Genomic DNA, 23,318 nt, shown 5'->3' with positions numbered 1-23,318 from the left:
AACCTGCTACCCGTTGGGCGAAGTTTTTATTTCAAAGCGTAACCTCGCAGTCCGGCGCGAGCTCCAGACCGATGCTACGGGAGAGCGCCTGCGCCACCTGGTCAGCCGAGTAGGGTTTGCGCAGGAACTCGAAGCCTTCGTAGCCCTGCTGCGCCAGGACATGGCTGTAACCGGAGGTCAGCACCACGGGCAATCCCGGCCGCCGGCGTCGCAGCTCGGTCGCCAGCGCAATGCCGCCCATGCCGGGCATCACGATGTCGGAGAACACCGCATCGACTGCCATGGCCTCCTCGCCTGCCCATTCGAGCGCTTGCTCGGCACTGGTTGCCCAGCGGGTCTCGTAGCCCAGGTCCTGCAGGATCTGGTCGGCGAAGCGGCCGATTTCGAGATTGTCTTCGACCAGCAGGATGCGTCGCCGGCGGCCGTCGATGGGCGCTGGAGGGGTGCGAGAGCTCTGTCTGGCCTCGGTGCATTCGGCCGCTACCTCTGGCAGAAACAAGGTAAAGGTGCTGCCCTTGCCCGGTTCGGTCGACACCGCGACATCGCCACCGGACTGCTTGACGAAGCCGAAGACTTGCGACAGGCCGAGGCCGGTGCCCTTGCCGACCTCCTTGGTGGTGTAGAACGGCTCGAAGATTCGCTCCAGAGCGTCGGCTTCGATGCCGTGCCCGGTGTCGGTCATCGCGATTGCGGCATGCGGTCCGGCCGCGCCGGCCTGGCCCCGTATCGGTGGTCTGGAGGCGCAGCGGGTCAGGCGCAGGCCGAGCCGGCCCTGGCCCTGCATGGCATCGCGGGCGTTGACCGCCATGTTGATCAGCGCGGTTTCGAACTGGTTCAGATCGGCATGGATGAAACAGGGCCGGTCGGGCAGTTCGAGCCTGACCTCGATGCGTCCGCCGGTCACCGCATCGAGCATTTCGGTAATGACCTCCAGGCGCTGGCCGACCTCGAACACCTCGGGGTTGAGTGCCTGGCGGCGAGCGAAGGCGAGCAGCTGGCTGGTCAGTTTCGCCGCCCGATCCACGGTGTCGGAGACCGCGTCCAGGTAGCGTGTCCGGCGCTCGGCCGGGAGGTTGGGGCGGCGCAGGAAGTCGACTGACGAGCGGATGATGGTCAGCAGGTTGTTGAAATCGTGGGCGACCCCACCGGTGAGCTGGCCGATCGCTTCGAGCTTCTGCGACTGATGCAGCGCCGCCTCGGTCTGTCTCAGTTTCGCGGTGCGTTCCTCGACCCGCTGTTCCAGGGTCGCGTTCAGGCGAGCCAGCGCCTCGACCGCTTCGCGTACCTTGACGTTCGCCCGGGTGCGTTCGATGTGTGCCCAGGAGCGTTCGGCCACTTCGACGATCAGCGACAGCTCGTAGGCGGTCCAGTAACGCGGCACCCTGTCGTGAATGGCCATCAGGGCGGTCAGGCGCCCGTCCTTGAGCAAGGGTATGCAGATCGTGGCGGCTATACCGATGGCCTGAAACGTCGCCGCTTCGTCCTCCCCCAGTTCTTGCCGGTTGTCGTTGATCACCAACGGCTCACCCGCGCTGAGACGGCTCACCGCCTGCTTGCCAAAGTCGGCCAGGCGGTAATGACCGACGATGTTCGGCGAGCCCGGCGCGGCCCAGTCGCCGCGGATGGTGAAGTGGGCCTCGTCGGGGTCCATGTCGGCATAGGCGCAATTGGAGAGCGAAAGGTGCTCGGCCATCAGCCGGGTGGTCGTGGCCATGATGTCCTCGGCATCCGGCGCGCTCGCCACCGCGCGGCCCAGCTCGTCGAGAAAGGCCAGGCGGCGTTGGGCCAGGACCGTCGCGGTCGTCTCGATGACCGTGTCAATCATCCCGACGATGGCGCCGTTGTGGTCGCGGATCGGGCTGTAGCAGAAGGTGAAGTACGCCTGCTCGGGATAGCCGCTGCGCTCGATGACGAGGGGGAAATCCTCGATGTAGGTGGCCCGCCCGGCAAAGGCCGCATCGGAAATCGGTTTCACTTCGTTCCAGGCTTCCTGCCAGACCTCGCTGAACGGCCGGCCGAGGGCCGGCGGTTTCTTGCCGAGGATGGGTACGAAGGCATCGTTGTACAGCATGATCAGCGCCTCGCCCCAGACGATCGCCTGGGGAAAGCGGGAGCTGAGGGTCTGCGCCACGGTGGTCTTCAGGACCTCGGGCCAGGTGTCCAGCGGCCCCAGCGGCGTATTCGCCCAGTCATGCAGCCGGACCTGCTCGGCCATCGCGCCGCCACCTTCAAGCCAATCCGCCATTCGCCAAGCACCTGCGTCGATAGTCAATGCAAACGCTAATGCTAACCCGACGGGCTCGGCCGCCCCTAATCGGCAGGACGGCGTCTATCTCGGACGCAATGGTTTGGGTCAGCGCTTGAGCAGGGCGGCAATCCAGCCATGGCCACTGACCAGTACGATACCGCCCAGCGCCAGGAGGGCGCCGGCGATGAAGCCGGGCTCGATCGGTTCCGACAGCAGCCAGACGCCGAGTGCGACGGCGAACAAGGGTGTCAGGAACGACAGCACGCCGAGCCGGGAGGCGAGGTAACGGCGCAGCAGCGCGAACCAGATCAGGAAACTCGCGAAGCAGACGACGATGGACTGGAAGCCCAGGCTCAGCCAGACCAGCGGTGTCGGGTTGAATCGCGTGTAGCCGGCAAGCAGCGCCACCGGCAAGAGCAGCACGAAGCCCGTCAGGAGTTGGTACAGCAGCGTTTGGGTTGCCGGGAGGGAAGAGAGGGCGGTAGTGCGCACCAGCACGGTGGTCGCGCCCCAGGCAGCGCCGGCGAGCAGGGCGAGGAAGTCGCCCCAGAGCATGCCGGCAAGCGCCGTGTCGGTCCGGGCGCCGCGCAGGAAGGCCACGGCAATGCCCGCGAACGCCAGGCCGATACCCAGCCACTGCAGCGGCGCTAGGCGCTCGTTCGGCAACTTCCAGTGCAGGCCCAGGGCGGCGAAGACCGGTGCGGTATAGACGAACACCACCACGTGTCCGGCCGAGGTGTGCTGCACCGCCTCCCCGACGAGCAGGAACTCCAACGCGAACAGCGCGCCGGCCAGGCAGCCCGGGATCCAGATGCCGTCGGATACTGTCAGCCGCTCGCGCCGCCACAGCATCAGCAGTGCCACCAGCAGGGCGCCGATACCCGAGCGCAGGGCGATCTGCAGCACGGGTGAGAAGTCCGGCTCGGTCGCTTTCAGGGCGATCTGCTGCATGCTCCAGGTCACGCACAGGAGCAGCATCAGGCTAACGGCTGTAACGTCGAGGGCTTTGCGCGAATCCATCGAAGCGTCTCGCTAAGGCGGGACCGGGCATTGTGGGTGAGTCAGTGACCTGACGCAAAGACGCCCGCTCTTCCGGCTCGCCGGACGGGTGCAGGGGTACCCGTCTGGCCGTGGCGCGGCTGACACCCCGGGGACCGCGCCTTCCGGATCACGAAGCGGGCGGCACCCTCACTTGGCGAACAGCTGGCTCATGTCCTTGAACGCCTTGAACTCCAGGGCGTTGCCGCAAGGATCGAAGAGAAACATGGTGGCCTGCTCGCCGACCTGGCCCTTGAACCGCACGTAGGGCTCGATGACGAACTGCGTACCGCGGGCGCGCAGGCGCTCGGCCAGGGCTTCCCATTCCGGCCAGCTGAGGACGATGCCGAAGTGCGGCACCGGTACGTCGTGACCATCGACAGCATTGGTATGGGCCGCTTCCTGGGACTCGGTGCGTGGATGCTCGTGAATCACCAGCTGGTGGCCATAGAAATCGAAATCGACCCAGTGATCCGAGGAGCGGCCCTCGGCCAGGCCGAACACCTCGCCATAGAAGTGCCGCGCAGCGGGGAGATCGTAGACGGGGATCGCGAGGTGGAAAGGAGAGAGGCTCATCGAGGATTCCTGCTGATCGTAGGTTGTGAGCCATCTTGCCGATTTGAGGGGCTCGCCAACAGCGGATATCTTTTGCCGCGAGCCTTAAAGAAATCGATCGATCGGAGTGACCATGGTTCGTGAACTCAAGACGTTGCTGGCGATCGCGCGGTGCGGCAGTTTCGCCGCCGCAGGCCAGAAGATAGGCCTCACCCAATCGGCGGTCAGCGCCCAGATCAAGAACCTCGAAAGCGCGCTGGGCCTTCGTCTGTTCGATCGAACCGGTCGCTCTGCCCATCTCAACGCCGCGGGGCGGCGCGCCTTGCCCCTGGCCGAGCAGATCATCGAAACCTTTGCGCTGATGGGCCGTCCCGAGACGTTGGACGAGTACCGCGGCGCGCTGCGCATCGGCGCGATCAGCACCGTGCAGACCGGCCTGTTGCCGCCCGTGCTGCTGCGCTTGCTGGAGGAGGCGCCCGGCGTCGAGCCCAAGCTGGTGCCCGGCGTGTCGCTGAACCTGCTGTCGCTGGTCGACTCCGGCGACATCGATCTGGCGATCATGATCCGGCCACCCTTCGCGCTACCCAAGGAGCTGCACGCCGAGCTGATCCAGCGGGAGCCGTTCGTGCTCATCACGCCAATCGACCTGCCGGGCGACGACCCGTTCGCGTTGCTGGTCGAGCAGCCGTTCGTGCGCTACGACCGCAACTCCTTCGGCGGTCGCCAGGTCAGCCGCTTCCTGCGCAAGCATCACCTGGACGTGCGGCCGGGGCTGGAGTTGGACGAGCTCGACGCCATCGTGAAGATGGTCGAAAGCGGCCTGGGCGTCGCCCTGGTGCCCTGCGCCGGCCTCTGGCTCGAACGTCCGCCGACGGTGCGCATCCTGTCCCTGGGCAGCGCCACCTTCCATCGCGAGCTGATGCTGGTCAGCCGCCATGCCAACCGGCAGCTGCCCCTTCACCAGCTGTTTCGCCAGTGTCTGACGTCAGCGACAGCCGAGATCGAACGACCCGCACGCGCCGCCTGTCGACCGTGACGGTTGCGCCTGCCGTCGATGCGGCTGTGGGCTCAGCCCCGGCTCTTGATATAGGCGCGCCAGCCGCCGAACCCGGTGATGTCCTGCGCGCCGTCGAGCCCGTACGGCTCGCAGATGAATCCGGTTTCCCAGCGCCCGTCGGCCAGTTGCACCTTGCCCAGGCCGAGGGGCGCCGGGATGCCGCTGAGGAAGGAGCCCAGCTCGCTGCTGGGGATTTCCCAGACTTCCACCTCTATTACCGCACCGCCCTCGGTAACGCGGACCATGCCCGGGCGGAACGGCGGGCCGCCAGCCAGTGCGTAGAGCTTGTAGTCCGGCGAACTCTGGGTGGCTTCGAGCAGGCGCCCGCCGCGCTGCCTGAGCTGCCAGTTCAGCGGCAGGCCGTCCAGGTGCGCGCCGCAGACCACTACCCGTGCGCGGTCGTTGCGTGCCGATGTGGCCGGGGCAGGGGTATCGATGGCGTTGATGCCAATCAGCGGCAGCGTGGTCTCGCGCTGCAGGGCATCGGCCAGGCTTAGCAGGTACTGGTCGGTGAACACTCGGCCGAATAGCGTCACGCCCCAAGGCAGCCCGCTGCGCATCGTGCCGGCCGGCACAGCCACTGCGGCGTAGTCCAGCATGTTCATGAAGTTGGTGTAGTAGCCCAAGTCCGAGTTGCGCTTGACCGGTTCGGCGTGCAGCTCGTCCAGGGTGACCGGGCGTGGATAGGCTGGGGTCAGCACGCAATCGACCTCGTCCATGATCTGGTCGCAGATTGCCTTGAGTTCCTGCAGGCGGTACTGGGCGCGGAACAGCTGCACAGCGGTTGTGCCGGGCGCTTTCTCCAGCACGGCGCGGATCACCGGCAGCACGGCGTCGGGCTGCTGCTCGATCAGCTCGCCAGCAACGCTGTAGCGCTCGGCAACCCAGGGGCCTTCATAAAGCAGACGCGCGGCTTCGAGGAACGGTCCGAAATCGATCCCCACCGGCTCGCCGCCCATCGCTTGCAGATGCTCAACGGTGGCCGCGAACAGCGTGGGGCTTTCCGAGCAGCCGAGAAATTCCAGGTTCGTCGGTACGCCGAAGCGAAAGCGAGCCACCTTGCCGAAGGCCGAGCCGTCGTTCCACGACGGGTTGGCGCGGCTGTACGCGTCCCGTGGGTCGAGCCGGGCGGTCAGCGCCAGCAGTTGGCTGGCTTCGGCCGCAGTGGCGGTGAAGTAGGTGACGCAATCGAGCGTGCGGCAGGCCGGCACCACACCAGCGGTGGAGATCAGGCCACGGCTCGCCTTGAGCCCCACCAGGTTGTTTAGCGCCGCGGGCACGCGACCCGAGCCGGCTGTGTCGGTGCCCAGCGCGAAACTCGCCACGCCCAGTGCCACGGCCAGGGACGAGCCGGCGCTGGAGCCGCCGGAGGGGTAGTCCGGGAGTACGCTGTTGCGGCATTCGCCATAAGGCGAGCGGGTGCCGTTGAGGCCGGTGGCGAACTGGTCGAGGTTGCACTTGCCCAGCGGAACAGCGCCGAGGGCGATCAACTGATCGACGATGGTGGCGCTGGTGCCTGGCGTGTAGGCAAAGGCCGGGCAGGCGGCGGTGGTGGGAATGCCGGCCAGGTCGATGTTGTCCTTGATGGCGAACGGGACGCCGAACAGCGGCAGCTCGGCGGGGGACTTGCCGTCGAGTGCGGCGAGATAGGGTTCCAGTTCGTCCGCTGTCATCAGATGGATGAATAGCTTGAACTCAGGGTTGAGCGCAGCGGCCTTTTCGCTCAGCTGGGCGATCAGCCGGCGCGGGGTGGTTTCACCGGAGGCATAGGCCGCGCGCAAGGTGTTGAGACGCAGGTCGAATGTGTCGTTCATGCTCGTGTCCTTCGGGGGGTGGAAAACGGCGCAGCCTTTTCCGCCATTGATTTCGGGCCGGCTCGGGGCCGGTTGGTGGGTCGGTGGAGCGTGGTCCTCCCAGGTGTAGGGCTTGGTCCGGCTACGCTTGCTCGATCACCACCACACGCTGGCCGGCGCGCACGGGGGAGCCGGGTTGCACGCGGACGTCCTTCACCACGCCGCCGACCGGAGCGGTGATAGGGATTTCCATCTTCATGCTCTCGAGGATGACCAATACGTCGCCGGCCGCGACCGTCGCGCCCGGCTCCACCTGCACCTGCCAGAGGTTGCCGGCAATGTGGCTCTCGATGCCGTGTTCACCAGCGCCCAGCGGGGCGTCTTCGTCGAGTTCGACGGCTACTTCTTCGCTCTCGAAATGCGCCTGGCCGGACTCGATCCAGCGCTGGCGCTCGGCATCGAACGCCGCGCGTTGCTGCTGGCGGAAGGCGGCTATGCCTTCTGCCTCGCGGTCGAGGAACGCCTGGTAGTCCGACAGTCGCAGCTCGGTTTCCTCGATGCGCAGCGGGTAGCGGCCTAGTGGAAAGTCGCGACGGATCTTCAGCAGTTCGTCTGCCGAGACCGGGTAGAACCGGATCTGGTCAAAGAAGCGCAACAGCCACGGCTGGCCGCCAAAGGCCTCGACCTCGCGGTAGCGGTTCCACATCTGCAACGTGCGGCCGACGAACTGGTAGCCGCCCGGGCCTTCCATGCCGTAAACGCACATGTAAGCGCCGCCGATGCCCACCGAGTTTTCCGCGGTCCAGGTGCGCGCCGGGTTGTACTTGGTGGTGACCAGCCGATGACGCGGGTCCAGCGGGGTGGCCACCGGCGCGCCGAGGTAGACGTCGCCCAGGCCCATCACCAGGTAGCTGGCCTCGAACACGGTGCGGTAGACCTCGTCGAGGTTGGGCAGGTCGTTGATGCGGCGGATGAACTCCAGGTTGCTTGGACACCAGGGCGCATCCTTGCGCACGGTGGTCATGTACTTCTCGATGGCCAGCGTGCAAGCCGGATCGTCCCAGGACAGCGGCAAGTGGACGACGCGCGAGGGGACCTTGAGATCTTGCGCCGAGCACACCGCGTCCCACAGGCCAGCGACGGTGTCGAGCAGCGTTTGCAGCGGCAGGGTTTCCGGCTGGTAGTGCACCTGCAGCGAGCGGATGCCGGGGGTCAGGTCAATTACGCCATCAAGGTGCTTTGCTTCCAAGGCTTGCATCAAGGCATGGGCGCGAAAGCGCAGCACAAGGTCCAGCTCCGGCTGGCCGATTTCCAGCAAGAGATGCGTGTCGCCGGACAGCCGCGCCACCAGTCGGGTGTCGGCCTGGCCGATGTCGAGAACGATCGGGGAGGTGAGGGCTCTGCTCTTCGTGGCAGCGGTCTCTACCGCGAAGGGGGATGCACCGGATTCGCGGTCAAGACCGCTCTCACAGGCATTACTCCCACGGAGCGTCGCGCATTCCTCATTCAGTGCTTTGGCCAGCGCCCGCGCGGTCGTCACGTCCACTGGCACGAAACGCACCTTGTCACCGGCCTTGAGCTGGCCGAGCTGCCAGAGGTCCGCTTCGATAATGGTCACCGGGCAGACGAAGCCGCCCAGGCTCGGGCCATCCGGGCCGAGAATCACCGGCATGTCGCCGGTGAAGTCCACCGCGCCAATGGCGTAGGGGTTGTCGTGGATGTTCGACGGATGCAGGCCGGCCTCGCCGCCGCTCTCGCGCACCCACTCGGGTTTCGGGCCGATCAAGCGCACGCCGGTGCGGCTGGAGTTGAAGTGCACTTCCCAGGCGGTGGCGAAGAAGGTCTCGATATAGCCTTCGGTGAAGTATTCCGGCGCACCGTGCGGGCCGTAGATCACCCGCATCTCGCGTACCGCCGGGAGCGCCGAACAGAGTTCTGCGGGCAGGCTGGCGCCCGCGCTGGCGTCGGTCAGGGGCAGGACGTGAAGCACGTCGCCAGCACGCAGTGCGCGGCCGGCATGGCCACCGAATTGACCGAGGGTAAAGGTGCTCTTGCTGCCAAGGTAGTCCGGCACCTGAAGGCCGCCGCGCACGGCGAGGTACGTGCGCGCACCGGCGCCGGCAATGGTGCCCAGCGCCAGGGTGCTGCCGGCCTCGACCCGGATCGCCGTGCACATCGGCTGGTCGACGTTGTCCAGCTTCAGCGGGATGACCGCGCCGGTCACGGCGACCACCGCATCGGTGTTGAAGCGCAGCAACGGCCCGCTCATGGTGATTTCAAGGCCCGCGGCATCGGGCGCGTTGCCCAGCAGGGCATTGCCCAGGCGCAGCGCGCGGCTGTCCATCGGCCCCGATGGCGGCACGCCCACCGCCCAGTAGCCGAGCCGGCCGGGATAGTCCTGCACGGTAGTCTGGGTGCCGGCGGAGAGCACTTCGAAGGTGCTGGCGCGGTAGCTCAGACCCTCGAGGCAGCGGGTCCAGGGATTGCCCTCGGCGAAGGGCGCGTAGGCAAGGATCTGGCGCAGGTAGTCGCGGTTGGTCTCGACGCCGTAGAGCAGGCTGCCTGCCAGCGCCTGGTCGAGCGCGGCGCTGGCTTTGTCACGGGTCGGTGCCCAGGTGATGAGCTTGGCGGTCATCGGGTCGAAGTAGGGCGGGATCTCGCAGCCGGCCTCGACCCAGGTGTCGATGCGCAGCAGATTCCCGTCGGCCTCGGGGAAGTCCACAGCGGTCAGCAGACCCGGGCTCGGCTGAAAGTCGCGGCCCGGGTCCTCGGCATAGAGGCGCGCCTGAATGGCATGGCCCTTGGGTTCAAGACTGCTGACCAGTTCGGCCAGCGGCGGCAGATCGCCGGCGGCCAGCTCGATCATCCAGCGCACCAGGTCCACGCCCCAGACCTGCTCGGTGACGCCATGCTCGACCTGCAGTCGGGTGTTCACTTCAAGAAAGTAGAAGCGCTCGGCCTCGCTGTCGTAGACGAACTCGACGGTGCCGGCGCTGCGGTAGTTGACCGCCTTGGCCAGCTTGACTGCCGCCGTGCACAGTGCCTCGGCCATGCCCGCCGGCAGATTGGGCGCCGGGGTTTCTTCCAGGACCTTCTGGTTGCGCCGCTGTACCGAGCAGTCGCGCACGCCAAGGGCGATCACCTCGCCACGGCCGTCGCCGAACACCTGCACTTCAAGGTGGCGGGCGCGCTGGATGTACTTCTCGATGAACACGCCGGCGTCGCTGAAATTGTTCTGCCCCAGGCGCTTGACCGCCTCGAAGGCGTCCGAGAGTTCTGCGGCCGAGCGGCAGACGCGCATGCCGATACCGCCACCGCCGGCGGTGCTCTTGAGCATCACCGGGTAGCCGACCTGTTCGGCGGCGGCCAGCGCCTCGGCGAGGCTGTCCAGCAGCTCGGTGCCTTCGAGCATCGGCACGCCGTGCTGCTTGGCCAGCGCACGGGCGGTGTGCTTCAAGCCGAATACCCTTAGCTGCTCCGGGGTCGGGCCAACGAAGGCGATGCCCGCCGCCTCGCAGGCTTCGGCGAAGGCGGCGTTCTCGGAGAGGAACCCGTAGCCCGGGTGGATGGCCTTGGCGCCGGTGGCCCTGGCGATGCCGAGAATCTTGTCCACCACCAGGTAGGTGCCGGCGGCCGGGCCGTCGCCGAGGCTGTGCGCCTCGTCGGCCTGCTGGATATGCAGGCTGGCGGCGTCGGCCTCGGAGTAGACGGCCACGCCCTGGCAGTCGAGTGCCTTCAGGGTACGCAGGATGCGGCAGGCGATGGCCCCGCGGTTGGCGATCAGAAGTTTGTCGAACATGTTCCATGAGCCTCAGGGGGCTTGGCGGGCCGTCCCGCCTTTATTCGTTCATCCCCGGTCGTCCGGGGTGGCTCGGTGGGTTCATCGGTGGAAAAGGCTGCGCCGTTTTCCACCCTACGATCGCCGAGGCTCGGTGTAGGATGGGTGACCGCTTGCGTCATCCACCGATGGGCTTCAATCCCACACCAACACCTGCGCCGGCGTCGGATTCCAGCCGTTGCACGGGTTGTTCAGCTGCGGGCAGTTGGAGATGAGCACGATCACGTCCTGCTCGGCCTTCATTTCCACGTACTTGCCGGGGGCGGAGATGCCGTCCTCGAAGGTCAGGCCGCCCTCGGGGGTGACCGGTACGTTCATGAAGAAGTTGATGTTGGCGCCGATGTCGCGCTTGGTCAGGCGGCCGTCGTGCAGGCTGGCGCGCAGGAAGTTGTCGCGGCAGCTGTGCATATAGCGCTTGTCCAGCGCATAGCGGACCACGTTGCTTTCCTGCGCGCAGGCGCCACCGAGCGTGTCGTGGCGGCCACAGGTGTCGGCGACGATGGTCAGCAGCGGGTTGCCGAGGTTGGAGTAGAGCACCGTGCCGGTGGTGAGGTAGACCTTGTTCTGCTTGCGCAGGGTGCGCTGCGGATCGAAGCGCTCGCGCGGGTTCTTCGCGGCGAAGAACAGGGTGTCGATCGCCTGGTTGCCTTCCTGGTCGAGCAGACGCAGGGTCTGGCCGGCCTTGACCTCGAACAGATAGGGCTCGCCGGCCGGAATCTCGTGGCGGAAGACGGCGGTTTCGGGATGCAGGTTGCTTTCGTGGATGGTCATGTCGGCACCCTTCCTCAGATGTAAAGCCGTTCGGTGTTGTGGAAGCCGCGTCCGTTCTCCGGACGCGAGGTGCGGCAGAGCACGGTGACGCCGTCGCTCTCGACTTTCTTCCAGGAGAGCTGCACCGGCTTGGGCGCGTAGGCCGGGTTCGGGTCCATCGGGTGCTGCAGGGCGGTGAGCACCACCAGAGTGTCCATCGGCGCATAGAGCTCGATGTAGTCGCCGGCCTTGCTGTTGCCGGGCTGGAAGACGAAGCCTCCGTCGGCGTCCACACTCACCTTGCTGAACAGGTTGAGGGTCATCAGCAGGTCCTGCAGGTTCAGCTCCCACTTGCCCATTTCCACCAGCAGGTTGTCCACGCCGTTGCGGAAGAAGCCGTTGCGCAGTTCCTGGTAGCGGCCTTCGCCGTACTTCTCCTTCACCTCGTCGGCCGACAGCACGCCGCCGAAGCTGTCGTGCCAGCCGCAGGTGTCGGCTGTGATGCAGGCCAGGACGCGGCCCATGTCCGAGTACAGGCAATGGCCTTCGGTGAGCTTGGCGGTGTGCTGGCCCTTGAGGGTGTCAGGCAGGTTCAGCCGTTCGCTCTTCTCCTGGGCGTTGAACATCAGCAGGCTGACGTTGGCGCCGCCTTCGAGGTCGGTGACGCGCAGCAGCTGGCCGCGCTTGAGTACGAACGAGGTATGCCCGCCGCCGGGGACGGTTTCCTCGTAGAGCGAGGGGGCAAGGGCGAGGGATGCACTCATGGTCAGGCTCCTTGATGTGCGCTGTTCAGGACGCCGGCGAGGTGCGCCGGCAGGGTTGCGACGGCGGCGCGGGTGGCGCGGCGGTCTTCGTTGAGCGGGATGTCGTAGGTGATGCGCGCGCCGAAGGCGCCCGGGGCGTGCGGGTCGTGCCGGGGCTTGTCGAACACCAGGATGCGGGTGCCCAGGGTGAAGCCCTCGGCGAGGTCGTGGGTGACCATGAACACGGTCAGTCGGGTCTCGTGCCACAGTTCCAGCAGCAGGGCGTGCATGTCCTTGCGGATGCCCGGGTCGAGCGCGCCGAAGGGTTCGTCGAGCAGCAGCACGCGCGGCTTCATGATCAGTGCCTGGGCGATCGCCAGACGCTGCTGCATGCCCCCGGAGAGCTGAGCCGGGAATTTGTCCAGCGAGGCGCCGAGGCCGACCTTGCGCAGGATGGCCTCGGCCTGTTCGCGTGCGCCACGCTTGGCATGTCCGAACAGGCGGCCCAGTAGCGGCGATTTCGGCAGCTCCAGACCGAGCGCGACGTTGTCCAGTACCGTCAGGTGAGGAAAGACCGAATAACGCTGGAACACCACGCCGCGGCTGGCGTCCGGTTCGCCGCCGATGGGGGCGCCGTCGAGCAGGATCTGGCCTCGGCTCGGGCGCTCCTGGCCCAGCAGCAGCCGCAGGAAGGTCGACTTGCCGCAGCCGGAAGCGCCCACCAGGGTGCAGAACTCACCTTCCTGGACGGTCAGTTGCAGCCGTTCCAGAACGACCTGGTCGCCGTATTCCTGCCAGACGTTGTCGACCTCGATGAACGACCTGGCAGCCGGGCGCTGGGTAGAGAGGGGCGCGCTCATGCCTTGGCTCCTTCGTACCAGGGGAAGGCCCGCTGGGCGAGCTTGCGCAGGGCGAAGTCCATGCTCCAGGCCAGCAGAGTGATCCAGGCCACGTAAGGCAGAATCACGTCCATCGCCAGATACCGGCGTACCAGGAAGATCCGGTAGCCCAGACCGTCGGTGGAGGCGATGGCCTCGGCCGCGATGAGAAACAGCCAGGCCGAGCCGAGCACCAGGCGCAGGGCGATCAACAGGCGCGGCATGAGTTGCGGCAGTACCACCCGCAGGATCAGCGTCCAGGTGTTGGCGCCCAGGGTCTGCGCCTTGATCAGCAACTCCGCCGGAATCTGCCGGGCCTGCTGCTCAAGATCGCGCGCCAGCACCGGCGTGATGCCGATGACGATCAGCATCACCTTGGCCAGCTCGCCGAGGCCGAAGACGATGAACAGGATCGGCAGGATCGCCAGCGGCGGCACCATCGACAGCACGGTGAGCAGCGGCGACAGCGGCGCGCCGAGCAGCGGCAGGGTGCCGGCCGCGATGCCGAGGCACAGCCCCACCACCGCCGCGATGCCCAACCCCATGCCGAGGCGCTTGAGGCTTGCGGCGCTGTCCTGCCAGAACAAGTAGGCACCGGTGCGCTTGTCCTCGGTGAACGCCATGCGGTCGACCGCTGCGACCATCTGTGTCGCGCTGGGCAGCAGCTTGTCGTTGGGGTTCTCGGCCAGGCGGCTGGAGGAACCCATGAAATAAGCCAGGAGCAGCAGCGCGAAGGGCAGCAGCATCAGCAGTGCCCGGTTGGTACGGTCCGGATGGCGATTGATCAGGCGCATGGTCGGGTCTCGGTGTCGGCGCCGCGGGCGGCGCCTTGCAACGGGGACAGGCTCAGAGCTCGCCGTCGGCGGCCATCTGCATGAAGCGAGGGTCGAAGCGCAGCTGGATGTTCGCGCTGTCGCCTACCGTCTGCTCGTTGGCGAAGCTCATGCCGATCACGTCGGCATCCGGTGCGCCCTGACCCAGCAGGCCGTGCTCGAAGGAAAACGCGGCCACCTTGCGCATGGTGTCCGGCAGTTCTGCGCTGGTGGTGAAGGCAACCGCCTCCTTGGCGTCATAGAACATGCGAGTCGCCGCGAGTTGGGCCTCGTAGCCCGCCAGGTCGGTACCGGAAGCCTCGGCCATGTGCTCGCGGGCAGCCTCGCCTTCAGGGGTGTCGGCGGACATGGTGGCCATGATCTCGTACCAGGCGCCGGTCAGCGCCTTGCCGAAGTCCGGGTTGTCCTGCAGGGTTTCGCTGTTGACCACCATCAGGTCGATTATCTCGCCGGGGATCTGCGTCGAATCGAACACCTTAGTGGTGCCGGGCTGCGCCACGACCTCGGCGAGCAAGGGGTTCCAGGTCGCCACGGCCTGGACGCCGCGGGTGGCGAAGGCGGCTACCAGATCGGCGTCGGAGGTGTTCACCACCTGCGTGTCGCGCTCGGTGAGGCCGACGCTTTCGAGCCCGCGTGCCAGCAGGTAATGGGAGACGGACAACTCGACGAGGTTGATCGGCTGGCCCTTGAGGTCGGCCAGGGTCTTGCCTTCGCCCTTGAGGACGATGCCGTCGTTGCCGTTGGAGAAGTCGCCCACGATCAGGGCTGTGGAGTCCACACCGCCGGCCGCCGGGATGGTCAGGGCATCCATGTTGGTCATGGTGCAGCCGTCGAACCCGCCTGCGGTGTACTGGTTGATCGACTCGACGTAATCGTTGATCTGCACGACGTCGATGGCGATGTCGTACTTCTTCGCCCACTTGTCGACGATGCCTTGCGCCGCGCCGTACTCCCACGGCATCCAGCCGGCATAGATGGTCCAGCAGACGCTGAAGCTGTCCTTCTGGGCCGCCTGGGCACCAAGGCTCAGACTGGTGGCCAGCGTGGCGGCGAGAAGGGTGAGCAGACGGGGCTTGCGCATGGAATATCTCCAGTTCGGTTAGGGACAGGCAGGAGTCACGCGGCTATTCGCGTTGTCTCCCGGGCTTTTATCCCGCCGTGTAACCTCACTGGAGGTCGTCGACTCTCGGACCAGCCACTCGCGTTGGCGAGCCGGAACCCTAGTCGACTATTGGCAAATTGTGGTGCCGCGGACCCGCACTGCTGGGCAGCTCCTGCACAAGGAAGCCCTAGCGAACGGCGTGCCAACGCTGTGTATGCCCCTGGCAACGGGCTTTTTGCTGGCGCTGAGCGCTCGTGGAGATGGCTGCGTTGCCAGCTTGTGGTGCATTGCCGGTCTTTGCTGCACCTTGGTGGTGCCATTTCGGTGCGCGCGCCGCCGTCGATCTCAAGCCCGACGAGCACGAATGTCTGGCGCCGGTGATCCAGAGGCAGGGCGCACAATGACGTCCTCGATAACTCGTGGGAGCGGTCGGGGACGCCCAGTCTTGGCCGCGATGATCCCAGCATTTCCTTACCCCACCGAGGCGGACCAGCAGGCGGCTCCTGCTGGTCACTTGTTGGTCGGTACGGCGGAAGGTTTCGCCGGCATGCCGATGGCCTGAGCCAGGTCCTGTAATCAGCCGGCCGTTTTGCGGCTCGGCCGTTTGGTCGCGGCCTTGGTGGCACTCTTGCCGCTGCGCTTGCGCTTCCAGGGCTTGGCGCCTTTGGGGCCGGTCAGCGCCGGGCCGGTGATGCTGAGCCGCAATCCGGCGCAGCGCTCGACCAGCTTGCCCATCCACGCCGACTGCTTGGCGACGAATTCCTCCAGCGGCATCTCGCCGCTCTGCACCATGTCCAGTGCCTGTTCCCAGATCGCCGTGGTGCCCGGGTCGGCGATCGGGCGGGGTACGGCGTCGATCAGGCTGAAGGCCGCTGGCGTGGCGGCCAGCGCCTTGCCCTGCTTGGTCAGGTAGCCGCGGTCGAGCAGCCCCTGGATGATGCTCGCGCGGGTGGCCTCGGTGCCGATGCCGGTGGTGTCCTTGAGCTTCTGCTTCAGGCGCGGGTCCTCGACCAGCTTGGCGACGTTCTTCATCGCCTTGATCAGGTCGCCTTCGGTAAAGGGCTTGGGCGGCTGGGTGAACAGATCCTTCAGATTCACCTGCTCGACGTCGTAGCGCTGTCCCTGATGCAGGGCCGGGAGTGTCTGCGCAGTAGATGCATCACGGCCCTTGGCCGGGGCCAGCGCTTCCGGCAGCGCACGCTTCCAGCCGGGTTCGACGATCTGCTTGCCCACCGCGCGCAGGGCTTGGCCGCCACATTCGAAGTCGGCCTGGGTGCGGTCGTACTCGTGGGTCGGCAGGAACTGCGCCAGGTAGCGCGCGCGGATCAGCGTATAGACGGCGCGGTGCTTGCCGCTCAGTCGTTCGAAGGCCTGTGTCGCGGCGGTGGGAATGATGCCGTGGTGGGCACCGACCTTGGCGTCGTTCCAGGCGCGAGACTTGCGGCTCGGCGAGAGATGCGGTCGCAGGATCGATAGCGCCGGGTCGGCGCGCTCGAGCGCGTTGAGAATTGCCGGCGCCTCGCCATGCTGGCTCAGTGGCAGGTAACCGCAGTCGCTGCGTGGGTAGGTGATCAGCTTGTAGGTCTCGTAGAGCGCCTGGGCGATGTCCAGCGTCTCCTGCGCGCCGAGGCCGAGCTTCTTCGAGCACACCTCCTGCAGCGTGCCGAGGTCGAAGGGCAGCGGCGCGGCCTCGCGCATGCGCTCTGTCTTGAGCTGCACCAGTTGCGCTTCCCCGACGGCGCGCATGGCCTCGGCGGCCTGCTGCGCAAGCGCCTGGTTCAGACAGCGGTTCTGCTCGTCGCAGGTATCTTCAGGCGCGCGCCACTGCGCGACGAAGGGGGTGCCTCCGGCGAGCAGCTGCACTTCGATGGTCCAGTAGGGCGCGGGCACGAAGTCGGCGATCGCGCGGTCGCGGTCAACCACCAGCCGCAGGGTCGGTGTCTGTACCCGGCCCACCGAGAGCACGCCTTGGTAGCCGGACTGTCGGCCGAGCAGGGTGAACAGTCGGCTCATGTTCATGCCGATCAGCCAGTCGGCGCGCGAGCGGCCGAGCGCGGCGTGGTAGAGGTTGAAGGTGTCGGCGCCGGGCTTGAGCGCGGCGAGCGCCTTGCGGATCGAGGCGTCATCGAGCGCCGACAGCCACAACCGCTGGATCGGCCCGCGGTAGCGGCAATGCTCGACCAACTCGCGGGCGATCATCTCGCCCTCGCGGTCGGCGTCGGTGGCGATCACCAGCTCGCGGGCCTCGCCCAGCAGGCGCTTGACCGCCTTGTACTGGCCGGCGGTCTTGGGCTTGACCTGCATCCTCCAGCGCTCGGGGACGATGGGCAGGTCGGCCAGCGCCCAGCGCTTGTAGCGCGCGTCGTAGGCATCGGGCGGCGCGGTCTCGAGCAGATGGCCGATGCACCAGGTCACCGTCACCCCGTCGCCAACCCAGCAACCGTCGCCACGCCGCCGGGCACCGAGCACTTGGGCGATATCTTTGGCTTGGGAGGGTTTTTCGCAGAGGAGAAGGCGCATGGGCACTGGGATTGGCGTGACGACCGGCCAAGCATGGCGCGCACGCTGCGATCAGGCAATGTTTTTCTGTATGGATATACAGTGCTTTCGCTGCTGTGCTGGAGGCTCGCTAGACATCCTTTGCCGCCGCGCAGCCAGCTGCAATGCGTGCAGACGCTGCAAGGGCGAAGGCGGGACGGCTAGAAAATGAAACGTGCTGGCTGACGAGACAGCAGCTGCACCGGAGCGGTATGGCGCGCCGAGACTTGGAGTGATGGCATGTTCTCGATGGTGCCCAGCTGGCGCGCTACCAGGCGCTCCCCGGACTCCACCGAGAGGGAGCCGCTGTCGCTGGAAAGCAAGGCCAGCCCTGCCGTTGCCGCTGCGAGTGTTTTGCCGTACCGCATGATTCTCCGCTCCATGGATGAGTTGCGTTGGCTGGGTGCAAGTCGTGATGGTCAAAAAAGTGTCGCTAATCGCCTAGTGCGTCAAGATAGTAGCGCAGAATATTCCCATGGCAACACGCCGCTCATCTGGCGGATGACCGGTCGCGCCCTTCAACCTCCCCGGTTTTCGTAGGCCGCCTCTTCGCTCGGTGCGGCGGAGGCGGCCGCCATTTCCTGAGTGAGGTGGTCCTTGACCCGTTCGATCGACTCGCTCGGCCAATCCTGCACGTCCGTCACCGCGACCCAGGCCTCGATGTAGTCGCGCGGCGCGTAGACGTGGCCGTGGCCAGGCGGAGGCGGCGTGGTGACGATCATGTCCAGCGCCAGCTGCAACATGGTGACGACCGGGAACCAGCGCAGCTCGGGCGAGACGTCCGGACCGCGCGGCGATCGGGTCCAGTCGGGGCGGCGGTAGAAGGTGCGGTAGTCGAAAAAGACGATCGGGTCGCTGGCGTACTGCAGGTACACCAGGCGCATGGGGCCCCATTCGGCGCCGGGAGGCGAGGCCAGCCCGTGCTGGTTCATGAAGCGTACGAAGGCGCCGTCGCGAAACTCCGGCAGCCACTGCGGCGAGCCCAGGTTGCGTGCCTCGGTGATGGCGCGCCAGCCACGGCTTTCGAAGGGCGGGCCACTCCAGAGTGCGCCATCGACGGGATCGCCGATCATCTGGTAGAGCTCGGCCGAACGCTCCGAGTGCATCGCGCCGAGGCTCAGGCCATGCAGGTAGAGCCTCGGCCGCCGGTCTTTCGGCAAGCTGGACCAGTAGTCGTAGACCGTGGAGAACAGCGCCCGCGCCACGTCCGTGCCGTAGTCGGATTCGACCAGCAGCGAGAGGGGGCTGTTGAGGTAGGAGTACTGCAGGGCGACGCTGGCGATGTCGCCGTGGTGCAGGTATTCGACGCTGTTCATTGCCGCCGGATCGATCCAACCGGTGCCGGTCGGGGTCACGAGTACCAGTACCGAGCGTTCGAAGGCATCGACGCGGATCAGCTCGCGCAGCGCCAGCGCGGCGCGTTCCTCGGGCGTGTCGGCCGCACGCAGGCCGACGTAGACGCGGATCGGCTCGAGCGCCTCGCGGCCTGAAATCGTGGCGATGTCTTCAGCCGTGGGCGCCGAGCCGATGTATTCGCGGCCGGTCCGTCCGAGCTCGTCCCAGCGCAACAGGGAGGCGCTGCTACCGGTCTTCAGCGGCGAGGTCGGCTGCTCGGCCTCGGGCTCCAGCAGGGCGTCGTATTGTGCGAAGGAGGCATCCAGCGCCCGGAAGGCCAGGCGCCCCAGCAGATCCGTTGCCACCGACCAGAACAGCAGCAGTGCCAGGGCGACGCCGATGACGTTGGCCACGCGGCGCGGCAGAAAGCGGTCGCTGCGCCTGGAAATCCAGCGCGAGAGGGCGCGGTACAGGCGCGCCAGCGCGAGCAGGACGACGAAGCTCAGTAGCGCAACCAGACAGACCTGGAGCGGGTGCGTGCTGGTCACCGGCTCCATGTCCATCAGCGCGCGGATGGAGTTCTGCCAGCCCGCCGCCTGGCTGAGGCAGAACAGCGCCAGCGCGAGGCAGACCAGCTCGATCACCAGATTCACCGGTATGCGGGTCTGTTGCGACGGTTCGGGAATCTCCAGGTAGCGCCAAAGCCAGCGCCAGAGCACGCCCAGGCCATAGCCGGCGGCGAAGGCGCAGCCCGACAGGACCCCCTGCGCCACGGCCGAGCGCGGCACCAGGGTCGGTGTCAGGGCGGCGCAGAAGAACAGCGTGCCGAGCAGGATGCCGAGGCCGGAAAGGGATCGCCATGAGGAAAGGGCGGAGCGGTAGAGCACGGGAACTCCTGTCGGATCAAGCGGGGCATGTGCTCGCGACGGCGGGCGCCTGATGTTCGAGGCATTGAGCCTTTCGGCAGTTCCGCTTGCGGCGCCAGGCCGGTTGACGGATAACCGTCGCTTGATTGGTTCGCCGCCATAATGCTGACACAGTCGCATCCTAAGGTCAGTGACGCTGCGTAGCGACGAGCGCAGCGCCTTCCCTGCCGGACTGGAGACCTCCGAATGCGAATTCCGAAGCCGTTGTGCGTGGCCATGGCCGCCGCGTTTTCCACCTGTGCGCTTGCTGCCGAAAACACGCTGGTGGGCTGGGCCGTGCTGCCGCCCGACAGCTTTTCCGACGGGCCCACATCGGGCCAGTTCGTCAGCGCCAACCCCTACGGGACCCACCTGCCGCCCTATGCCGATCGCCAGCCGGTACAGGGCTTCTCGGCCGTTCTGCCGGGGGCGGACGAGCACAGTTTCGTGGTCATGACCGACAACGGCTTCGGCAACCAGGCCAACTCGGCCGATACCCTGCTGCGGCTGTACAGCCTGCGCCCGGATTTTCGCACCGCCAATGGCGGCAGCGGCACGGTGAGCGCCACGGACCATCTGGCGGGCACGCCGCTGGCAAGACCGACGCACCCCTCGCGCCTCACGCTCAACGACATCAACCAGAAGCTCGAAGTCCCCTTGCAGGCCGATTACAGCCACTACTACGACAACCCCGCCAATCCTGCGGTGGACGAGTCCATCCGCTTCGGCCGGCTGCTGACCGGCGCTGATTTCGACATCGAATCGGTGCGCCGCGACAAGAACTGCGCGCTCTGGTTTGGCGATGAGTTCGGACCCTACCTGATCAAGACGGACGCCTCCGGCACCGTGCTGCGCAGCGAGATATCGCTGCCCGGCGTCTATGCGCCGCAACACAAGGACGTGATCGCCGGCCGTGCGGCTGCCAACCTCGGCGGTTCGGGCGGCTTCGAAGGCATGGCCATCAGCCCGCGCGGCGACCGCCTCTTCACCTTGCTGGAGAAAACCGTCAGCGGCGATCCGGCCGGTACCCTGCGGATCAACGAGTTCGATATCGATCAGGAGCGCTATACCGGCGTGCGCTACGTCTACCGGCTGCAGGACCCGAGCCACGCCATCGGCGACATGACCGCCATCGACGACACCCGCTTCCTGGTGATCGAGCGCAACAACGACACCGCCACCAACGGCGTGCCGTTCAAGAAGATATACCTGATCGATACCCGGCGCGTGGCCAATGGCGGCGAAGTCAGAAAGACCGAGCTGGTGGACCTGATGCGCATCGCCGATCCGCACGATCTCAACGGCGACGGCTCGCGGCTGTTCACCTTCCCCTACGTGACCATCGAAAGCGTGTTGCCCCTCGATGCCTGGACGCTGCTGGTGACCAACGACAACAACTTCCCCGGCGGCGGGGGCCGTACTCCGGCGGCCGATGCGTCGGAATTCCTGAAGATCCGCCTGGCCAGCCCGATCCAGGGTTTGCGCACCGCCCAACGCCCCAACGATCCGCGCACACGCTGCGAATCACCGGTGCGACGCGACGCGCAGGCGAGCTGATCACCCGCCGTTCGCCGGACAACGGCTCCGGCGAACGGCGGTCAGAACCAGCGGTCGTTGCGCTTGCGGCCGCGGGTCATGGCCGGAAGGATCAGCCCGGCCAGCAGGCCGGCCCCGGCGATGCTGCCGCCGTAGACCATGTAGCGCATCAGCACCTGGTTGTTCTCATCGCCCAGGCGCGCCTGAGTCTCGCGCAGCTCGGACTGGGTTTCGCTGAGTTGCGCATCGAGCCGGGAGCGTGTCGCTTCCAGCTCATCGATCAGTGCCTTGCGCGAATCGAGGGTCTCCTGCATGCCCTGCACGCGGGTCTTCCAGGTCTCGTCGATGGTTTCCAGCTGGTCGGTCAGTTCCGCCACCTGCTGTTCGAGCTGGGGCAGGCGCTCGGCCTGCCCGGGCATCTCCTGCAGGTCGCTGCTGCGAATCCAGACGGTGCTGCCGCTTTCGCTGCGGACCTGGCTGTAATCGCCCTGGGTGCTGATCAATTCGACACGCTGGCCGGAAGTGAGGGTGCCGACGATGCGATAGCCGTCGGTGGGGCCGCTACGCACATAGGTGTCGAGACTGTCGCTGACCCAGCGCTGATTGCTAGCGGCGTCCTGTGCGTGGGCGTTGCCGAAGGCGCCGAGCAGGCCAGTCAGCAGACCGGCATAAAGGGTGGCGCGGGGTAGACGGGGTGACAGCGATGCGAAAAGGTGACGAGGTGTGGGCATGGCGATCTTCACTGAAGGAAAAAGAAAAAGGCCCCGATGTTCGAGCCGGCGACGAGGGCGTGGCAGTCAGGTAAAGCGCCGCCGAGCGAGGCGGCGGGCGTAGATGAGGACTGCTGCGACGAAGGTGGCGTGGGCACGCGATGCGTTGGCCGGGAAGGCTCCTGCCAATACGCCATCCCTGCGGTTCGCCAGCTCAGAGACAGCGTAAAGCGCAGCGAGTTCAATTCGTCCGACAACGAGGGCATGGCGCCGGCAGCTCGCACCAAGGCCTGCGAAATCGAGGCGGGCGGCTTCACGCACGCAGTGCGTCACGCCAGAGGCGCTGCTGATCGAGCGTAGCGGTCACGCCTCCGCATACCACCACCAGTACCCGTTCGCCCGCGAGCGAGTCCGCGGCGAAATAGGGGAGGGCCAGGCTTGCACCGCATGCAGGTTCGACAAGGATGCGGTGGTCGTCGAGGAAGCGCTCGCAAGCCGCCAAGGCTTCGCGATCGCTCACCACGCGGCTATGCACGGGATGCTGCTGCGCGAGTTCGAACGCGCGCTGACAGACCTGTCGGGCGCCAAGGGAGGTGGCGATGCTCTCGATGCGCGCCAGTTCGATGCGCGAGCCCTGGGCGAGCGAGCGAGCCAGTGCGTCGGCGCCTTCGGTCTCGACCGCGATAACAGGCACGTCGTCCCAGCCATTGCGACGTAAGCCTTCGATGACGCCGCACAACAGCCCGCCGCCGCCAACCGACAGCACCACGGCGTCCGGCTTGTTTCCCTGACGTGCCGCTTCATCGATGAGCGAGGCGTGCCCGGTCCACAGCAGCTGATCGTCGAACGGATGGAGAAAGGCGTCGTCTTCGCCAAGCATCGAAACCGCCAGCTGGTTGGCTTCGTGCCAGGTTTCGCCATGCACGATCACCTCGGCGTTCTCCTGGCGAATGAGCTGGCAGGCGCGCTCGGTCGTGGTCTGAGGCACCACCACCGTGACGGGGATACCCAGACGGCGGCCGGCGTAGGCGACCGCAATGCCGGCGTTTCCACCGGATGAAGACAGGAAGCGCCGCTTGCCTCGGCGTGCGTGCAATTCGCAAGCGGCGCCGATGCCCCGAATCTTGAATGACCCTGGCGGTTGCAGTGCATCCAGCTTGATCCATACGGAGCGGTTCGCTGCCAGGCTCAACGGACGGGATTCGACGAGGGGCGTTTCGATATGCAGTGTCATGGGTATCCACCTGGAGACGCGTCGCCCAAGGATACCCATCGCCGCCAATCGGTCCAGTTCGGAAATCAGGCTCGACGAGGGTCGGTTACGCGGCGCCGGTCCGCTTACATGGTCGCAAAGGCGAGCTCAGGTCCATTGGCACGATCCGAGGGAAGCTTGTCATTGCCCCGTCCGGGCTGACTCGGGAAGGCTATGGTTAACGACGCCTTCACCATCGCCAGGAGA

17 protein-coding genes and 1 riboswitch are annotated in these 23,318 nt (G+C 66.5%); of the genes, 2 read left to right on the top strand and 15 right to left on the bottom strand.

Annotated elements, in window-relative coordinates:
• Positions 1–31 precede the first annotated feature (31 nt).
• The 3 genes from G7026_RS18715 to G7026_RS18705 all read right to left on the bottom strand — a co-directional run bounded on the left by G7026_RS18715 (position 32) and on the right by G7026_RS18705 (position 3,862).
• Positions 32–2,245 carry an ATP-binding protein gene (locus tag G7026_RS18715; RefSeq protein WP_181072424.1) on the bottom strand — a complete coding sequence of 738 codons (2,214 nt, stop codon included), beginning with the start codon at positions 2,243–2,245 and terminating at the stop codon, positions 32–34.
• Positions 2,246–2,353: 108 nt separating this feature from the next.
• Complete coding sequence (locus tag G7026_RS18710) at positions 2,354–3,268, bottom strand: DMT family transporter (protein ID WP_181072423.1); 915 nt, start codon at positions 3,266–3,268, stop codon at positions 2,354–2,356.
• Positions 3,269–3,436: 168 nt separating this feature from the next.
• Positions 3,437–3,862: a VOC family protein gene (locus G7026_RS18705; protein WP_181072422.1), complete on the bottom strand. Its 426-nt coding sequence runs from the start codon at positions 3,860–3,862 to the stop codon at positions 3,437–3,439.
• Positions 3,863–3,974: 112 nt separating this feature from the next.
• Here G7026_RS18705 and G7026_RS18700 point away from each other — a divergent pair, with 112 nt between their 5' ends.
• A complete protein-coding gene (locus G7026_RS18700; RefSeq protein WP_181072421.1) occupies positions 3,975–4,877 on the top strand; it encodes a LysR family transcriptional regulator in 903 nt (300 codons plus the stop codon).
• A gap of 32 nt (positions 4,878–4,909) precedes the next feature.
• Here the strand turns inward: G7026_RS18700 and atzF are convergent, their stop codons facing one another.
• From atzF to G7026_RS18650, 10 genes are all read right to left on the bottom strand, one after another.
• Positions 4,910–6,712, bottom strand: coding sequence for an allophanate hydrolase (gene atzF / locus G7026_RS18695; protein ID WP_181072420.1), 1,803 nt, complete (start codon positions 6,710–6,712; stop codon positions 4,910–4,912).
• 121 nt (positions 6,713–6,833) lie between these two features.
• Positions 6,834–10,490 (bottom strand): urea carboxylase, encoded by a 3,657-nt coding sequence (uca, locus tag G7026_RS18690; RefSeq protein WP_181072419.1) that lies wholly within the window; start codon positions 10,488–10,490, stop codon positions 6,834–6,836.
• Positions 10,491–10,664: 174 nt separating this feature from the next.
• On the bottom strand, positions 10,665–11,300 hold the full coding sequence (locus G7026_RS18685; protein ID WP_181072418.1) for an urea amidolyase associated protein UAAP2: 636 nt from the start codon (positions 11,298–11,300) through the stop codon (positions 10,665–10,667).
• A gap of 14 nt (positions 11,301–11,314) precedes the next feature.
• Positions 11,315–12,043 (bottom strand): urea amidolyase associated protein UAAP1, encoded by a 729-nt coding sequence (locus G7026_RS18680; RefSeq protein WP_181072417.1) that lies wholly within the window; start codon positions 12,041–12,043, stop codon positions 11,315–11,317.
• Between the two features lie 2 nt (positions 12,044–12,045).
• Entirely contained in the window at positions 12,046–12,882 is an 837-nt protein-coding gene (locus tag G7026_RS18675; protein WP_181072416.1) for an ABC transporter ATP-binding protein, read from the bottom strand.
• Positions 12,879–13,694: an ABC transporter permease gene (locus G7026_RS18670; RefSeq protein WP_181072415.1), complete on the bottom strand. Its 816-nt coding sequence runs from the start codon at positions 13,692–13,694 to the stop codon at positions 12,879–12,881. The genes G7026_RS18675 and G7026_RS18670 overlap by 4 nt, the downstream gene beginning before the upstream one ends.
• 52 nt (positions 13,695–13,746) lie before the next feature.
• A complete protein-coding gene (locus G7026_RS18665; protein WP_181072414.1) occupies positions 13,747–14,814 on the bottom strand; it encodes a putative urea ABC transporter substrate-binding protein in 1,068 nt (355 codons plus the stop codon).
• Positions 14,815–14,868: 54 nt separating this feature from the next.
• Positions 14,869–14,968, bottom strand: a riboswitch (guanidine-I (ykkC/yxkD leader).
• A 443-nt stretch (positions 14,969–15,411) separates the two neighbouring features.
• On the bottom strand, positions 15,412–17,355 hold the full coding sequence (locus tag G7026_RS18660) for a DNA topoisomerase III (RefSeq protein WP_181072413.1): 1,944 nt from the start codon (positions 17,353–17,355) through the stop codon (positions 15,412–15,414).
• 179 nt (positions 17,356–17,534) lie between these two features.
• Positions 17,535–17,741 carry a hypothetical protein gene (locus G7026_RS18655; RefSeq protein ID WP_181072412.1) on the bottom strand — a complete coding sequence of 69 codons (207 nt, stop codon included), beginning with the start codon at positions 17,739–17,741 and terminating at the stop codon, positions 17,535–17,537.
• Positions 17,742–17,891: 150 nt separating this feature from the next.
• Positions 17,892–19,595 carry an alpha/beta hydrolase gene (locus G7026_RS18650; protein WP_308811816.1) on the bottom strand — a complete coding sequence of 568 codons (1,704 nt, stop codon included), beginning with the start codon at positions 19,593–19,595 and terminating at the stop codon, positions 17,892–17,894.
• Between the two features lie 225 nt (positions 19,596–19,820).
• Between G7026_RS18650 and G7026_RS18645 the strand changes: the two genes are divergently transcribed.
• Entirely contained in the window at positions 19,821–21,170 is a 1,350-nt protein-coding gene (locus G7026_RS18645) for an esterase-like activity of phytase family protein (protein ID WP_181072410.1), read from the top strand.
• Positions 21,171–21,211: 41 nt separating this feature from the next.
• Here G7026_RS18645 and G7026_RS18640 read toward each other — a convergent pair whose 3' ends face one another.
• Together G7026_RS18640 and G7026_RS18635 are read right to left on the bottom strand one after the other, a co-directional pair.
• Positions 21,212–21,880, bottom strand: a complete 669-nt coding sequence (locus G7026_RS18640; RefSeq protein WP_181072409.1) for a TIGR04211 family SH3 domain-containing protein — start codon at positions 21,878–21,880, stop codon at positions 21,212–21,214.
• 292 nt (positions 21,881–22,172) lie between these two features.
• Positions 22,173–23,093, bottom strand: a complete 921-nt coding sequence (locus tag G7026_RS18635) for a pyridoxal-phosphate dependent enzyme (RefSeq protein WP_181072408.1) — start codon at positions 23,091–23,093, stop codon at positions 22,173–22,175.
• Positions 23,094–23,318: the final 225 nt, after the last annotated feature.

The organism is Stutzerimonas azotifigens (assembly GCF_013522725.1).
GTDB classification, from domain to species: domain Bacteria; phylum Pseudomonadota; class Gammaproteobacteria; order Pseudomonadales; family Pseudomonadaceae; genus Stutzerimonas; species Stutzerimonas azotifigens_A.
The sequence above is the reverse complement of the archived record's forward strand: the minus strand, read 5'-3'. Positions and strand labels throughout refer to the sequence as shown.